This is a genomic window from Kribbella kalugense (assembly GCF_004365875.1).
In the GTDB taxonomy this organism is placed as follows: domain Bacteria; phylum Actinomycetota; class Actinomycetes; order Propionibacteriales; family Kribbellaceae; genus Kribbella; species Kribbella kalugense.
Genome location: NZ_SODF01000001.1, coordinates 813,360 through 828,723, shown reverse-complemented (window position 1 = coordinate 828,723; position 15,364 = coordinate 813,360). Strand labels below are relative to the sequence as shown.

12 protein-coding genes are annotated in these 15,364 nt (G+C 68.5%); 7 read left to right on the top strand and 5 right to left on the bottom strand.

Translation table 11 applies throughout. The annotated features are described in order from the left end of the window. The first annotated feature begins 31 nt into the window (after positions 1-31). The gene (locus EV650_RS03825) at positions 32-1,045 is read left to right on the top strand and encodes a LacI family DNA-binding transcriptional regulator (protein ID WP_134115357.1); all 1,014 of its coding nucleotides are present in this window, start codon (positions 32-34) and stop codon (positions 1,043-1,045) included. Here EV650_RS03825 and EV650_RS03820 read toward each other — a convergent pair. The 3 genes from EV650_RS03820 to EV650_RS03810 are packed head-to-tail and all read right to left on the bottom strand — an operon-like array spanning position 1,038 to position 5,730. After that, a complete protein-coding gene (locus tag EV650_RS03820) occupies positions 1,038-2,450 on the bottom strand; it encodes a phytoene desaturase family protein (protein ID WP_134115355.1) in 1,413 nt (470 codons plus the stop codon). The two genes, EV650_RS03825 and EV650_RS03820, sit on opposite strands and share 8 nt — an antisense overlap. Then, on the bottom strand, positions 2,447-4,255 hold the full coding sequence (locus EV650_RS03815) for a DUF3556 domain-containing protein (protein WP_134115353.1): 1,809 nt from the start codon (positions 4,253-4,255) through the stop codon (positions 2,447-2,449). The genes EV650_RS03820 and EV650_RS03815 overlap by 4 nt, the downstream gene beginning before the upstream one ends. A gap of 11 nt (positions 4,256-4,266) precedes the next feature. Continuing rightward, a complete protein-coding gene (locus EV650_RS03810; RefSeq protein ID WP_134115351.1) occupies positions 4,267-5,730 on the bottom strand; it encodes a class I adenylate-forming enzyme family protein in 1,464 nt (487 codons plus the stop codon). Between the two features lie 152 nt (positions 5,731-5,882). Here EV650_RS03810 and EV650_RS03805 point away from each other — a divergent pair, with 152 nt between their 5' ends. Genes EV650_RS03805 through EV650_RS03790 form a run of 4 tightly spaced genes read left to right on the top strand, consistent with a single transcriptional unit; the run spans position 5,883 to position 11,627 of the window. Then, positions 5,883-7,142 (top strand): PucR family transcriptional regulator, encoded by a 1,260-nt coding sequence (locus EV650_RS03805; RefSeq protein ID WP_238174007.1) that lies wholly within the window; start codon positions 5,883-5,885, stop codon positions 7,140-7,142. A 55-nt stretch (positions 7,143-7,197) separates the two neighbouring features. Then, complete coding sequence (locus EV650_RS03800; RefSeq protein ID WP_166678011.1) at positions 7,198-8,040, top strand: MBL fold metallo-hydrolase; 843 nt, start codon at positions 7,198-7,200, stop codon at positions 8,038-8,040. Between the two features lie 13 nt (positions 8,041-8,053). After that, positions 8,054-8,887, top strand: coding sequence for an alpha/beta fold hydrolase (locus EV650_RS03795; protein WP_134115347.1), 834 nt, complete (start codon positions 8,054-8,056; stop codon positions 8,885-8,887). Positions 8,888-8,930: 43 nt separating this feature from the next. After that, the gene (locus EV650_RS03790) at positions 8,931-11,627 is read left to right on the top strand and encodes a helix-turn-helix transcriptional regulator (protein WP_166678010.1); all 2,697 of its coding nucleotides are present in this window, start codon (positions 8,931-8,933) and stop codon (positions 11,625-11,627) included. Here EV650_RS03790 and EV650_RS03785 read toward each other — a convergent pair. Next, a complete protein-coding gene (locus tag EV650_RS03785) occupies positions 11,608-12,162 on the bottom strand; it encodes an HdeD family acid-resistance protein (RefSeq protein ID WP_134115343.1) in 555 nt (184 codons plus the stop codon). The two genes, EV650_RS03790 and EV650_RS03785, sit on opposite strands and share 20 nt — an antisense overlap. Positions 12,163-12,329: 167 nt before the next feature. Here EV650_RS03785 and EV650_RS03780 point away from each other — a divergent pair, with 167 nt between their 5' ends. Both EV650_RS03780 and EV650_RS03775 read left to right on the top strand, forming a co-directional pair. Next, positions 12,330-12,779 (top strand): YtxH domain-containing protein, encoded by a 450-nt coding sequence (locus EV650_RS03780; RefSeq protein WP_166678009.1) that lies wholly within the window; start codon positions 12,330-12,332, stop codon positions 12,777-12,779. A gap of 109 nt (positions 12,780-12,888) precedes the next feature. Then, positions 12,889-14,139 carry a helix-turn-helix transcriptional regulator gene (locus EV650_RS03775; RefSeq protein ID WP_134115339.1) on the top strand — a complete coding sequence of 417 codons (1,251 nt, stop codon included), beginning with the start codon at positions 12,889-12,891 and terminating at the stop codon, positions 14,137-14,139. Here the strand turns inward: EV650_RS03775 and EV650_RS03770 are convergent. Next, positions 14,119-15,336, bottom strand: coding sequence for a PucR family transcriptional regulator (locus EV650_RS03770; protein ID WP_134115337.1), 1,218 nt, complete (start codon positions 15,334-15,336; stop codon positions 14,119-14,121). The genes EV650_RS03775 and EV650_RS03770 overlap by 21 nt on opposite strands. Positions 15,337-15,364: the final 28 nt, after the last annotated feature.

Here is a 15,364-nt window from a genome sequence, read left to right as displayed (position 1 = left end):
ATAGGCGCGGCGCAATGGATCGAGGTCGGCAATGGCGAAGAACGTCACCATCAAAGAGGTGGCAGTCCGTGCTGGCGTCTCGCTCGGAACCATTTCGAATTACCTGAACGGCACCAAGACGGTCGCCCCCGACACCCGCGCCCGGATCGAACAGGCCATCGACGACACCCACTACGTTCCGAACCGTGCGGTCCGGACGTTGCGCGGGAATCGGACCCACACGGTCGGGCTACTCGTCCCGGACGCCGGGAACCCGTTCTTCACCGAGATCGCCCGCAGCGTCGAGGACGCGGCCAGAAGCCGTGGCGACGTCCTGGTGTACTGCGACACCGCGGGCGACTCAGCCCGGCAGGCGGTCTACATCCGTCAGCTCGCCGAGATGCGGGTCGGTGGCCTGATCATCTGCTCCACCACCTCGATGCCGCCCGACCTCGGCGATCTCGAAGCGGTGGGTACGCCGCTCGTCGTGCTGGGCGGCGAGGACATGGCGATCGACATCTCGAAGGTGACGTTCGATCAGCACCTCGGTGGGAAGCTCGCGATGAAACACGTCCTCGAGCTCGGCCACCGGCACGTGCTGTTCGCCGGCGGGCCAGGCGGCGAGCTCGTCATGCAGGCCCGCTTCGCGGGTGCACTGGCCGCGATCGACGAGTTCGGCGAGGACCGTGAGCTGCTGCACCGCGTCGACGCGGACGGCCGGACCGTGAGCGAGCGGAGTGCTCTGGCCGACCTGATCATGACGATGCAACCGCAGCCGACCGCGGTGCTCTGCGGCAACGACATGATTGCGATCGCCATCGTCAACAAACTCATCCGCCACGGCTGGTCGGTCCCGAAGGACATCGCCATCGTCGGCTACGACGACATCACCGACGCCCAACTCGCCGTCATCCCACTCACCACCGTCCGCCAGCCGGCCCGCGAAATCGGAGCCCTGGCAGCCCAGCTCCTCTTCGAACGAGCCGACCACCCCGAGGCCCCGCACCGCGAGATCAGCATCACGCCCGAACTCGTCGTACGCGCATCAACTGCACCTCTCACCTGAGGTTTGCGAGCGCAGCCTGCGCCGCGTTGTAGCCGCACATGCCGTGCGCGCCGGCGCCGGGTGGTGTCGCCGCCGAGCACAGGTACACGCCAGGTACGCCGAGTGCGTACGGGTTGAGCGTTGCCCGCGGCCGGAAGACCAGTTGGCGCGCAGTGTTCGCACCTGTCGTCACGTCGCCGCCGATGTAGTTGGCGTTGTGCTCCTCGAGTTGCGCGGGCGACTGCACATGACGAGCCACGATCAGGTCGCGGAAGCCCGGTGCGAACCGTTCGATCTGCGCCTCGATCTGCTCGGTCGCGTCGCCGCGGAACCCGGCCGGCACGTGGGCGTAGGCGTACAACGGACGAAGGTTGCCGTGGGCACGCGACGGGTCGGCGAGATGCTGCTGCCCGACCAGCAAGAACGGCCGTTCGGGCATCCGTCCCTGCACCACGTCCAGCTCGGCCCGGGCCAGCTCGGCGAAGTCTCCGATCACGTGGATCGTGCCGGCCCGCCGCGTCGGCTCGTACGTCCACGGAACCTCGCCGGACAACGCGAAGTCGACCTTGAACAGACCCGGCCCGTGCTTGTACCGCAGCAACGCCCGCCGCACCCGGGACGGCATCCGATCCCCCACGATCCGGACCGCCGCACTCGGCGTCACATCCATCAGCACGAGATCCGCCTCACTGAGCTCGGCCAGCGACGTGACGCGGACGTTCGTCTCGACCTTGCCGCCGTACTCCTCCAGCGCCGCGATCATCGCCCGACTGATGGCCCCAGAACCGCCCTCGGCGACGGGCCACCCGTACGCGTGCGCCGCCGTACCCAAAGCCACTCCGATCGCAGACGAGAACGGCGAAGACATCGGTCGGAGCGCGTGCGCCGCGACTCCACCGAACAGCGCCTGAGCCTCGTCCGACGACCACCGCTTGGCCAGCACCGACGCAGGCATCGCGGAGAACGCACCGAAGCGAGCCATCGCGAACGGATGCGACGGCATCCGTACGACGGGTTGCAGGAAGTCGGCCGTGATCCGGTCGAACCGCTCCGTCAGCGGCCCGAACACCTGCTGCCAGCGCCGCCCGTCCCGCCCGAGCGACTCGGCCGTGTCCGCCACCGACCGCAGTACGGCGGCACCCCGCCCGCCGTCCAGCGGATGCGCGTACTGCACCTCCGGCCACCGCCAGGTCAGACCGTACCGACCCAGGTCGATCGACCGGGAGAACGGCGTGTCCAGAGCCAGCGGGTGGAACGCGGAGCACTCGTCGTGGATCAGTCCGGGCACCGTGAGCTCGGCGCTCCGGGTGCCGCCGCCCGGCTGGGCGGCGGCCTCCAGGACCTCGACGTCCACCCCGGCCTTGGCCAAGGTGACCGCGGCGGCCAAGCCGTTCGGTCCGCTGCCGATGACGACCGCCTTGGTCATGACGCACCTGCTGTATCCGGGCTGGTCGGCTGGACTCGCGGGTAGCTGGTCCGCTCGTACCCCTCGAGCCGCCACTCGACCGTCAGCGGGATCGAGCCGTTCGGCAGCCACGGCTGCTCGGCGACGGCGTCGTCGACCAGGTACGTCCCGCGTTCGACGATCCCGAGGGCCGCGTCGATCACCAGGTACCGCTGGTAGTTCTTGTTCACCGGCTGGGACTCGATCCAGGCCACGATGAACTCGCCCGGCGCGAACTGGCAGCGCTTCTGGATCGACGCGATGAACTTGTGGTCGTGCAGGTGTCCGTCGCCGAAGTTGAACCCGACGATGCAGTTCGTCATGAACTCAGCTTCGCGGATCGCGTAGTGATTCAGGTCCTCGCCGAGCTGATCGAGCAGGATCGAGTTCAGCGCCCGGCCCTGGCTGTGCAGGGACCGCCAGCCCATCACCTGGTACATCGCCAGTTCGGCGACCTCCCGGCTGCCGAGAAGCTCGGTGACCTGGTCGATGATCATCGGCGCCGGCTTCACCAGCCGCTCGTTCAGCCGCTGCTCCGCGCCGGGGGCGAAGGCCCAGGTCGCGGACGCCCAGTTGCCGGCGTACTGGCGCATCGACGGCAGGAAGGACACCAGGTCCGGCCTGAGATTGCCGAGCACCGGGAAGAACAGCAGCGCGGCGGCCGTCACGACGAGCAGCCACGGGGTCATGTCGCCCAGACCGAACCCGTCCCAGTTCGGGTTGCCGAGGAACAGGAACCCGGCCGCGAAGGCGAACAGGACATTCCACTCCAGCGGTACGGCGAGCGGGAACGTCGACGTGATGAAGGCGTGGAAGCAGATCATCACCACCGCCGCGATGATCGTCACGGTCTTGTTGGTGGAGAACAGCAACGTCAGCGGTACGACGATCTCGACGAAGGTGCCGCCGACGTGGGCGAGCAGGTTGCCGGCGTGGGACGGCCGCAGATCCTCGGGGAACTTGCGGTAGTTGATCCGCTTCATCGCCTTCAACGGCACCCAGGGCGTGTTCGAGACCATCGGCGGTACGACCATGCCGAAGTGCTTGCCGAACTTCGAGAAGCCGGCCCCGACCCAGACCACGACGATCAGCAGCTTGAGCGCGACGATCATGTCGACAGCGCCGTACAGCGAGAAGAACACGATCGCGGGCAGGTACTGCTCGCCGCGGGCCTGCAGGAAGAACACCTTGTCCCGCAGCCCGAGCGCGATCAGCAGAACGCCGAGCACGATCATCAGCGCCGGCGACACGCGACCTCCGGTGAAACCGTGCGCGGTCAGTCCGCTGTCGTCGACCGATGGCAGCACCAACGAAAGCACGAGCGTGACGATGATCGCGAGGTAGAGGGCGACGTCGGCACGGGTACGACGGTCTCCGCCGGTCAGCGGCATCCGCCACGGTGGTTCGCGGATCGTGTCGACCCGGCCGTAGGTCCGCCAGCCACCGGTGAACGGCTTGAAGTGCCCGGCCAACGGCCCCCAGGAACCGGCGATGCCCAGCACCTCGAGCAGCACGGTCCACAGGATGAACTTCTGGTAGAGCACCGGCTCGTTCCAGAACCCGCCCGGGTGGAACGGGTTGAAGCCCGACGTCAGCGTGCCGATCAGGTAACCGCCCAGCATGTAGAGGAACAGCAGCTTGGCGATGTAGATGACATGGAAGATCTTCGGTGACCCGAAGCCTTCTTCGGCCCAGTAGCGGGACAGGATCTTGATCCGCTCCAGGTACGGCAGTTCGTAGACCTGCTCCGGTGCCAGTGGGGGGACCGAAGGTTTGCTGAATCCCATCGTGACGCTCCTCAGCTCTGGATGGATGTGCGGATGGCGGGCTTGTCGGGCTTGCCGACCGGGTTCTTCGGGATCGCGGCGACCACGTGGATCGCGACCGGGACCTTGATCTTGGTGAGGTTCGCGCGGCAGAGCGCGATCAGCTCGTCGACGTCGATGACCTGATCGGGGTACGCCGCGACCACGGCGACCGGAACCTCGCCGTACACGGGATGCGGAGCGCCGACGACGGCCGCCTCGAGGACGGCGGGATGACCGTGCAGGACGGTCTCGATCTCCTTGGGATAGATGTTCTCGCCGCCGCGGATGATCATGTCCTTGATCCGGTCGACGATCCGCAGATAACCGTCGGCGTCGAGGATGCCGACGTCGCCGGTGTGCAGCCAGCCGTCGCCGAGCGCGTCGGCGGTGGCGTCGGGCCGGTTCAGGTAGCCCTGCATCACGTTCGCGCCCTGGATCACGACCTCGCCGCGCTCCCCCGTCGGCACCAGCGCGCCGTCCGGCGCCATGATCCCCACCCGCTGTCCGGGCAGCGCCACACCGACGGTGCCGAGCTTGCGCTCACCGTCGACCGGGTTGGCCGTCGACGCGCAGGTCACCTCGGTCAGACCGTAGCCCTCGACCAGCCCGATGCCGTACCGCTTCTCGGTCGCGGCCAGCAGCTCCTTCGAAGCCGGCGCCGCGCCGCAGATCGCGAACCGGATCGAGGATGTGTCGGCGACGACGTCATCGGGTTGCGAGACCAAGTGCGAGTAGATGGTCGGTACGGCGGAGAAGTACGTCGGCCTGAACTTCTCGATCGCCGCAAGAAACTCCACCGGCTGGAACCGCTGCAGCACGGTCAACTGCCCGCCGACCGAGATCGGCGTCAGGAAGCTGATGCAGATCGCGTTCACATGGAACAGCGGCAGGATCAGCAGGCAGTGGTCCTCCGCGGTGATCTTCAGGTGCTCGGACATCATCGCCGCCATCGCGCCGATGTTGCGGTGGCTGAGCATCACGCCCTTGGGCCGGCCGGTCGAGCCGCTGGTGTAGATCAGCAACGCGAGCTCGCCGGGCTCGGTGGCCGGCTCGGGCAGGCCCCGGTCGCCCCATCGGGTACGGCGGAGGTCGTCGACCGCGATGCTCGGACGGCCGCCGTTCGGGGACTCCGGGCCGTTGTTGACCACCACGGCCGCGTCGGCGTCGTTGATCTGGTAGTCGGCCTCGTTCGCGGTGAACATCGGGTTGATCGGCGTCGCCGCGGCCCCCAGGCGCCAGGCCGCGACGAGGACGACGAGGAGCTCGACGCGGTTCGGCAGCATCACCGCGACCACCGAGCCCGGGCCTACGCCGTACCCGGCGAGTTGCTCGGCGACGGCGTCGGTCCAGGTACTGAACCCGGCGTAGGTGAGGTCGTGCTTGTCGTCGCGGACGGCGGGACGATCGTCGTAGGCCGCGGGCCGCCGCCACGGGAGATAGTCGAGGTTGGTCACAGTGTCCTCCGGAGTCTGGTTGCCATCGACGGTAGGAATTCGCGGGCCGCCGGGCACTGTGCGCGGGACACGAAGCTGGCTGCACCGTTCGTGCTCGCGAGCTGACAGGGCCGTCGGTCGGGCGCACAATCGGGAGCGGAAGGGAGAACTCCGTGACTCCTGACACGCTGCACGACGCCGCGGTCGCCCGGGTGACCGCACTTGCCACCCTGATGGGCACGCAGCTGCCGATGCTGACCCGGACCCTGCACAAGGTGCTGGCCGAGTCGATCGAGGACCTGCAGGGTGACCAGCTGATCGTCGAGCTGCTCGGGGCAAGTATCGAGAGCAACGTCGAGACGGTCGCGCACATCCTGCAGTACGACGTCGACGTGGACAAGGTGGCCACCCCGTTCGCCGCGGAGGAGTACGCCCGCCGGCTCGCCCAGCGTGGGATCGCCCCGCTCGCGCTTGTCCGGGCCTACCGGCTAGGCCAGCAACAGGTGCTGGACTGGGCCTTCGACGAGCTCGACCGGGACGCCGACGCGACCGTGGCGCTCGCCGCCGGCCGAATCATCGTGGACACGACCTTCCGCTACATCGACCGGATCTCCGAACAGGTGGTCAGCGCCTACGAGTCGGAGCGGGTGCGCTGGCTGGCGAACCGCAACACGGTGCGCAAGGCAATGATCGAGGAGCTGCTCCGCGGCGATCAGGTCGACCTGGCCGCGGCCGAGGGCGCGCTCAGTTATCGGCTCCGGCAGAACCACGTCGGCGTCGTACTCTGGAGCACCTCCGGATCGACCGGCGACGAGAGCCTGCGCCAGCTGGAACGCTTGCTCCAGCAGGCGGCCACGGCCGCTGGTTGCTCAGGGCAACCGCTGTTTGTGCCGCGGGACCGGTCGACCGGCTGGGGCTGGATCCCGCTCGGGCGGAGTCATTCGGAGATCATGATGGTCGGCGACGACGAAGGCGACCACTGGATCGCCGTCGGGTCCGCCGCAGCCGGAGCGGACGGTTTCCGGGTCACGCACCTGGAAGCGCTCCGGGCTCAACAGGTGGCGCTAGCGGCGCGAGACCGCGCCGAACGGGTGACCGCGTTCAGCGATCCGCAGGTCCGGACCGCCGCGATGATGGCCGCGGACCTCGAGGGGACCCGGCGGCTGGTGCAGAAGGCGCTGGGTCCGCTGGCGGCCGATACCGAGGCCGCCGCACGGCTGCGCGAGACGTTGCAGGTGTTCCTGACCGAGAAGGGCAGCTATCTGGCCACTGCGGATCGAATCCATCTGCACAAGAACACCGTGAAGTACCGCATCGACAAGGCGTTGGAGGAACGCGGGCGTCCGCTGGACGACGAGCGCCTGGAGCTCGAACTGGCCCTCGTCGCCTGCCGCTGGCTGGCCGGCACCGTCCTGCTGCCGGCCCCACTCTGAGGTCTCACCCGTTCAGGTGATGGCGGGCAGGCTTCAGGAGTCGCATGCTGGGGGCATGGTGGGGCTTTCAGTATTTCTCAGTCCGTACAAACCGTTCACCGGCGCTTCGAAGAGCTGGGATCCGGCCACGCAGGCGACCTGGCCCGCGAGTACGGCGACCTTGATCGAAGGTGAGCGCGACGCCGTCCTGGTCGACGGGTTGATGACGCTGGCGGAAGGCGACGAGTTGCTCGCCTGGATCCGGCAGAGCGGGAAACGGTTGACCGCGGTCTACGTCACGCACGCCCACGCGGACCACTTCTTCGGCCTCGAGCCGGTACTCACGGCCTTCCCGGACGCTGACCTGGTGACGCACGCGTCCGTCGCACCCGTCGCAGCGGGGCAGGTCAGCACCGGAGCGCTGGCACTGTGGAACTCGTACTTCCCCGGACAGATCTCCGAGCACCCCGCGGTCCCCGCGGCGCTGCCGACGGACGACCTCCTGCTCGAAGGACAGTCGCTGAAGACCGTCCTGGTCGGCCAGAGCGACGTGGAACTGTCAACCGTCGTCCACGTGCCGTGGCTGGATGCGGTCGTCGCCGGGGATGTCGCGTACAACCGGGTACATATGTGGCTGGCCGGCTCCGACCCGAAGACGCGCGCAGCCTGGATCGATTCGCTCGACGCGATCGAGGCGCTGCGGCCGGTGACTGTGATCTCGGGCCACAAGGATCCCGATGCTCCTGATGACGACGCGACCAGGATCCTCGACGAGTCACGCCAGTACATCCGCGACTTCGACGCCGTCGTCGCGACCGGTGACCCGGCGCCGCAGATCGTCGCCAAGATGGTGGCCAAGTACCCGGCCTTCGGAAACCCCTACACGTTGACGTACGCCGCGGACTCCCAGCGGCCCTAGCCGAGGTGATCAGATGACGTACTCGGAGAGCTCGACCAAGACCATCACGGCGGACAACGGCATCGAGTACGCCTACCGTGACAACGGCGCGGGCGACGTACCGCTGATCCTGCTGCAGCACTTCCGGGGCAACCTGGACAACTGGGATCCCGCTCTCGTCGACGCGCTCGCGACGGATCGACGAGTCGTTGCCTTTGACAACACCGGCGTCGGCGCGTCGACCGGAGCCACCCCGCACACGGTCCACGAGATGGCCCGCGACGCGCTGGCCTTCGTGGACGCGTTGGGTTTCGCGCAGGTCGACGTACTCGGCTTCTCCCTCGGAAGCTTCGTCGCACAGGAGATCACGCTGATCCGGCCCGATGCCGTCCGCCGGCTCGTCCTGGCGTCGTCGGCACCGCAGGGAGCCGCTGGCATGCACGGCTGGGCCGCCGACGTCATCGGCGCGGTCGGGCAACCGCAGCCCAATCCTCAAGGGGTGCTCGGAGTCTTCTTCGCCGACTCGGATACCAGCCGTCAGGCCGGCATGCAGTACTTCGGCCGGATAGCGTCACGCACGTCCGACCGTGACGCGCAGACCACGTGGGCGACGCGGATAGCGCAGTACGACGCCGTGTGCGACTGGGGTGTCCCGAACAACGCGCTGCTCGAACGCGTGAGCGCGATCGGCGTCCCGGTCTTCGTCGCCAACGGGGACAGCGACCCGATGATCCTGCCGCACTACTCGTACCTGCTGGCCGGGCTCATCCCGCAGGCCATGGTGAAGATCTACCCCGACTCCGCCCACGGCTTCCTCTTCCAGCACCACACCGAGTTCGCCGCCGACGTCCACGAGTTCCTCCGATAGTCAGCTCGTCATCCAGTCTGGTTCCATAGGCTGGGAGATGAGCATGATCGATGGTCGGCCGCTGCGCGGCCGCAGTGAGCCACTGAGCCGCGCGCTGAGCACGGTCCGGCAGGTCCGCACGGTCGGATCGTCCGGGGTCGTCCTCGTCACCGGTGCGGCCGGAATCGGCAAGACGGCATTACTGACCGAGATCTGCCGGCAGGCGACCCGCCAGCAGTTCCGGGTCACGCTGACCAAGTGCGACGAGATCGAACAGGTCTCGCCGGGCGCGCCGGTCATCGCCGTACTTCGGTCCGGCCGCGACCCGCTGATCTCGGCCGACGATTACGAGGAGCTGGGCCGGGCGCAGCCGTTGCTGCTGGCGGACCGGATCGCGGCGTACCTGGAGAAGGCCGCGACCGCCACTCCCCTGGTGATCGCGATCGACGACCTGCACTGGGCGGATCGGGTCAGCCTGTTCCTGTTGCGGTCGCTCATCCCAAGGCTCGTCGGTCTGCCGGTCCTGTGGATCCTCACCAGCCGGGATCGGCGGCTCGAGCAGCAGGTGGCGACCGTGGAGCACGTCCGCTTTCAGCACCTCGCGCTGATGCCGCTGACCGGCCCGGATCTGGCTGCGATGGCGCACGACACTCTGGGCCGAATTCCTAACCAGGAGCTGCTGGCAGCGTCCGACGGGAACCCGTTCCTCGCCGTCCAGATCATCGACGGAATCGCCCGCAACGGCGACGAGGTCCCGGCCGAGTTCACCGCAGCGATCCAGCACCGTCTGGCCGACCTCGACGACCCGGTACGACGCATTGTCGAGCTGGTCGCGGTCTTCGGACGGCCGCTGCCGATCGACGTTCTTGCCAGGATCCAACCCGAGCTGTCGACGCTCGTCGGGGACGCGGTGCAGACCGGGATCGTGATCCAGGCTGGGCCGACGCTGACGTTCCGCCACGACCTGATCCGCGAGACCGTTTATGCCACGATCGCCGGCGAGACCGCCCGACGGTTGCATCGACGGATCGCCGACCAGCTGCTGAGGGCACAGCCTTTGCTCGCGGCATCGCACGTCAAGGCCGCGGCGATCCCCGGCGACGTAGGCAGCGCATTGATCCTGGTCTCCGCCGCGGAGACACTCGCGTCGATCAGCGCCGACGACGCCGGTGAGCTCGCGATGCTCGCCTTCGGAACGCTCCGGCCGAGCCACGATCAGTGGTTCGGGATCGGCGAGCGCTGCCTCTCGGTCCTGGGCCGCACCCAGCGCGTCGCCGACACCCTGGCGGTCGCCGACGCCCTGCTCGCCCGCGCCGACGAACCCGACGTCATTGCCGCGATCGAGACGATCACGGCCCGTGCACTCTGGCTCGGCGGTCGCGTCACCGAGCTCGCCCGGCGCTGCGATCGGGTACTCCGCTCCCCCGGGCTCGGCCCGGTCGCCACCGCACGCGTCACCGCGGCACGCGCGCTCGCCCGCACGCGTCTGATCCCCGGCGCCGCTGCTGCGATGGAGGCCCACTCCGCACTGGACCTGGCTCGGACGGCCGACGACCAGGAGGCGATCACTCTCGCGTTGCAGGCGTGCGGCGAGGCCGCCAAGAACGAGGGCCGTCATCGGGCGAGCCTGCAGTACATCCGCGATCTGCGGCCGCTGCTCGGTACGTCGTACCTCGCCGAGGAGATCATCGCGCTGCAGCTCCTGGACCGGTACGAGCACGCCCAGACCCTGCTCGACCAGGCCCGTGCTGACAGCGAGTCGACCGTCGAGTCCGCAGTACCAGCGCTCGCGTACGCCGAGGTGTGGCAGGACTTCAATCTCGGCCGGCTCGACGACGCGGACGCGGGTGCTCGTGCCCTCATCGAGCTCGGCCGCCAGCTCGGCACGAGTGTGCACGCGCTCGAGGCGACGATGATCCACAGCGCGGTTCTGCTGTCCCACGGCGATCTCGCGGCCGCGGGCCGGCAGATCGAGGAGGCGGCCGGCCAGACCGACGCGGACGAGCAGTTCCGCGAGCCGGCGATTCCGTTGATGCGAGGCTGGCTGGCCGCGGCCGAAGGCGACCTGGAGCGTGCGACTGCCGTACTCGGACCGCTGCTCGACACGGCGGCCGAGGCCCGCACCTTCTGGCCTTGGTGGCCGGGATGGATGCCGGTGTTCTACGACATCGGGGTCGCGGCCGGCGATCCGAAGTTTGCTCAGCGGGCGGTCGAGCTCGCCGAGCTCGGTGCCGAGCGCAATCCCGGCGTACCGAGCTTCGAAGGCATCGCCCTCAACCTTCGTGGCCGCCAGGAGGACGATCTCGAGCTGATCGCCCGGTCGGCGGAGGTCCTGTCCGCCAGCCCGCGACCGGTCCTGCGCGCGGTCGGCGCGGCGTCGTACGGGCAGGCACTGCTGTCCGCGGGCGATCGGGACCGGGCGCTCGTCCAGCTCGACCAGGCGTGGGACATCTACGACGCCATCGGCGCGTCACTCGCGCGCAACGCCGTCGCGGCCACCATGCGTCGAGCCGGGGTACGACGAGCGAAGTGGGACCAGCCCGCCCGGCCTGCGACCGGCTGGGACGCCCTTACCGAGGCCGAACGACGGGTCGCCAATCTCATCGCGGCTGGCCACACCAACAAGTCGGCCGCTTCGACTCTCGGCATCTCCGTCAACACGGTCGGCACCCATCTGCGGGCCGTGTTCGCCAAGCTCGGGATCCGTTCCCGGGTCCAGCTGGCGAACACGCTCCACGTGCTCAGGCCGCTCGGTGGGTGAGGCCGACGTTTGCGGCGGCGGACGACAGTTCCTTGGCCTGGAAGGACAGGACGACGGTCGAAACGCCGTACACGATGCTGAAGAGGCCGAAGACCTCCGCGAGCGACAGCGCGCCGAGGTCCGGGCGGATGAAGAGGACGACGCCCAGCGCAATCGACAGTAGGCCGCTCAGTACCCACATCGCTCGCGCGCCGCTCGACTGACCCTGCCGGAACGTCAGGCCGACCTCGACGACACCGGTGACGAGCGCCCAGGATGCCACCCAGATCGTCAGCACCAGGGCAGTCAGACCGGGCCAGGCGAGTGCGACGATGCCGCCCGCGACCGAGAGAAGTGCCAGTAACAGGTAGCCGAAGACGGGTCCGGCGCTCTCACTGCTGAACGCTCGCATCGCGTCCGTGACCGCCGCGATGAACGCGTAGACGGCGAACAGTACGACGAACGCGCCGACAGTGATATTCGGCCACGCCACCGAGACGATTCCGACCACGATCGCGAGAATGCCTCGCAGGAGCAACGACGTCGACAGGCGCATGGCAGTACTCCTCGGGAGGGGGCGTCAGATCGAGCACCAAGCTAGATCGGAATCGCAGCCCGCGAATCACTGGAATCCGCAGTCCGGCGACGTCGCCGGCACCACTACCGAAGACCCTGATGCCGGAACCGGCCGGATCGGCCTAGCTTGTCGGCGATCCCCATCCAATGAATCTCCAGGAGGACGTCATGGCGTTGTCGGACGATCTGATGCGGTTGTCGCAACGGGCCAAAGAGGCCGAGGACCGGGTCGCCGCGGCCAAGACCCAGGCCCGGGACAAGCTCGAGCAGGACGTCGAAGAGGCCCGGCAGAACACCCAGACGGCCGCGGACAAGCTCCGCAGCGGCACCACAGCCGCGGCCGATCGGGCCAAATCCTGGAACGACGACATCCAGCAGTCGTGGAGCCGTCACCTGACCGAGGTCCGCGAGAAGGTCGAGGCGCGCAAGGCAGCCCACGACGCGAAGGTCGCCGAGCGGGACGCGGAGGATGCGGACAGCGACGCGGAGTTCGCGATCGACTTCGCCTACTCGGCGATCGAGAACGCGGAGTACGCCGTACTCGATGCCGTCCTCGCCCGCGCCGACGCCGACTTGGCGGAGAAAGCGGCCGGCTAGTTCGGCTTGGGTCATCTAACTGCGTAGTGAATGCAGTCAGATGACCCAAGCCAGTCCGCAGTTCACCGCACTAACCTCGTCAGGGCGTCATCGACCCTGAGGAGGCTGGATGGGCGACTTGTCGCTACCTGCTCGGGTTGCCCTGGATCGCCTGCTGGCCGACGCGCGCGACGGTGCCGGCGGTGCGCTGGTACTGCGTGGCGATGGGAAGACCCGTCTCCTCGAGTACGCCGCTGGTCAGGCAGCCGGGATGCGGGTGATGCGACTGGCCGGCGTCGAACAGGAGTCGTCGTACCAGTTCGCCGCTCTGCATCGGCTGCTGCTGCCGCTGATGCCCAGCCTCGATCGTCTCCCCCGGCCGCAACGCGCAGCCTTGCAAGCAGCTTTCGGCATCACCGATGCGGGGCCGCCGGATCTGTTCCTGGTCGGTCTGGCTGCGTTGACCATCTTGTCCGACGCTGCTGCCGTCGAGCCGGTCCTGATCATCGTCGACGACGCCCACTGGATCGACGACGCGACGATGACCGTGCTCGCCTTCGTCGCCCGCCGCCTCGAGACCGCCCGGATCGCCCTGACTTCGGCGATCCGAGAGCCGAGCGAACGATCCAATCCCTTCGCTGGACTCCCAGACATTCACGTGTCGCGCACCTCGACCGACCGGGACAGTGAAGCGCTGTATGCCTTGACCATCCACGAGCTCGGTCTGAGCCGCTACGAGTCCGCGGCGGCCACCGCCTTGCTCGTGTATCACGACGATCCGCCCGGGTTCGGCACCCAGATCCTGCCCGAGCTGGTCGAGGCCGCCGTCCGCTCGGGACAACGCGACGCAGCGGAGTCGGCACTGGACCGGCTGACCGACCGTGTGTCCGCCGGCGCTCAGGGCCTGCTGGCCAGATCCCGCGCCTTGCTGACGGAGACGAACGAGGCGGAATCCCTTTATCTTCAGGCGATCGAGCAACCCGGTCCGCAGCTGGAACGAGCCCGAGCGCAGTTGCTGTACGGCGAGTGGCTCCGACGCCGGCGTCGCAGGCGGGCCGCCCGGGAACACCTGTCCGCCGCCCGGGAGATCTTCGACCAACTGGGCGCAGAAGCGTTCGCCCGGCGCGCGTGGATCGAGCTGAAGGCCACCGGCGCCACCAGGCCAGACCGGCACGGCAAACTCACGCCGCAGGAAGGCCAGGTCGCGCGGCTGGTCGCGGAAGGTGGTTCGAACCGTCAGGTCGCCGCGCAGCTGTTCATCAGCCAGAGCACCGTCGAGTACCACCTGCAGAAGGTCTTCAGAAAGCTCGGAGTCAGCTCCCGCACCCAACTCGTCCGGGCATTGTTGCCACTGGACGAGTTAGCGATCGAGCCGCGGTAGCTCGGCAGACTGCTGCCGGACAGCCTCGAGGGCAAGGCAGAGCCGGGCGATGTCACGCGGCGCGGTCAGCGTGCAGCCGGTCAGGTCTGCGATCCGGCGCAGTCGCTGGCGCACGGTGTTGGGGTGTACGAAGATCAGCTTCGCGGCGCCCTCGCTCGATCCCCCGGCGTCCCGCCAGGCCGCCAACGTGTCCAGCAGCACCTCGCGATCCGCGGATGCGTCGAGAGCACCGAGCGTCGAGCTGACGACCCGGGCCATCACCTCCGGCGTACTGGCGGCGGTCACGGCGAGCGGCGAGCTGTCGAACAGCGTGACGTTCGCACCGGCCGCCGTACCGAGAACGGCGAACTTCGCGAACCGGAGTGCCTCACGCGTCCCTTCCAGCGCCGGGTACGGCGGACTGACACCGACGCGATGCTCGGCGTGCTTGGTGAGTACGGCGACCAGCTGGTCGAGCCGGCCGCTCTCGGGCAGCACCACGATCCCGACCTGCAGGTCCGCCAGCAGCCGCCAGGCCGATGCGAGTCCGATCGAGCGCAGCCGCGCCTCCATCTCGGGGAAGGCCTGCCGCCCGACCTCCGGAACCTCCGCCGCGACCACCGCGAACGGTCCCCGCCAGGAGATCCGCAGAATCTCGGCTGCTTCCCACAGCGTCTCGTTCTCGGTGATCCGACCCTCGAGCAGCGCGGCGACCAGCGCGGAACGTTCGTGCTCCTGGGCAACGATCTGCTCGGCGACCGCGTCGCGGTACGCACTGGCCATCGCGTCGGTGAAGTCGTCGAGGATCAGCCAGATCCTCGACGCGGCCCGCACCAGCGCGTCGCTGCCGAGCACGCCAGCACCCAGAGCCTCTGCTTCCGCGACGAGTGTCTCCCAGATGAACCTGCCGCCGACCCGATAGGCATCCGTCACCTTGACCAGCGGGACGCCCGCGCCGGCCCGATGGCGGCCGCTCGCCCTCGCGTAGGCCACGTCGGCGGTTTCGGACCCGGCCAGCGCCGGCAGGATCGACAGCAACTGCGCACTGCAGTCCTCGTGCAGCTCGGCGTACGGGACGAGCCCGCTGTCGACGTACCCCGGGACAGCCTTCTCGATCCACTCCGCCATCGTCCGGGCCAACGGATCGAGACGGCCCAGCAGCGCCATGGCCAGCTGCGCGATCCGGCCATCGCGCTCGGCATCGTCGTCCGTGTGCATCTGCCGATCGTAGAGCGTCGCCCGCGGT

Coding starts and splice junctions, on each gene's coding strand:
- EV650_RS03800 (WP_166678011.1), top strand. CDS start 7,198: ATGGTGGGGCTTTCAGTATTTCTCAGTCCGTACAAACCGTTCACCGGC.
- EV650_RS03820 (WP_134115355.1), bottom strand. CDS start 2,450: ATGACCAAGGCGGTCGTCATCGGCAGCGGACCGAACGGCTTGGCCGCC.
- EV650_RS03790 (WP_166678010.1), top strand. CDS start 8,931: ATGATCGATGGTCGGCCGCTGCGCGGCCGCAGTGAGCCACTGAGCCGC.
- EV650_RS03795 (WP_134115347.1), top strand. CDS start 8,054: ATGACGTACTCGGAGAGCTCGACCAAGACCATCACGGCGGACAACGGC.
- EV650_RS03780 (WP_166678009.1), top strand. CDS start 12,330: ATGAATCTCCAGGAGGACGTCATGGCGTTGTCGGACGATCTGATGCGG.
- EV650_RS03825 (WP_134115357.1), top strand. CDS start 32: ATGGCGAAGAACGTCACCATCAAAGAGGTGGCAGTCCGTGCTGGCGTC.
- EV650_RS03770 (WP_134115337.1), bottom strand. CDS start 15,336: ATGCACACGGACGACGATGCCGAGCGCGATGGCCGGATCGCGCAGCTG.
- EV650_RS03775 (WP_134115339.1), top strand. CDS start 12,889: ATGGGCGACTTGTCGCTACCTGCTCGGGTTGCCCTGGATCGCCTGCTG.
- EV650_RS03815 (WP_134115353.1), bottom strand. CDS start 4,255: ATGGGATTCAGCAAACCTTCGGTCCCCCCACTGGCACCGGAGCAGGTC.
- EV650_RS03785 (WP_134115343.1), bottom strand. CDS start 12,162: ATGCGCCTGTCGACGTCGTTGCTCCTGCGAGGCATTCTCGCGATCGTG.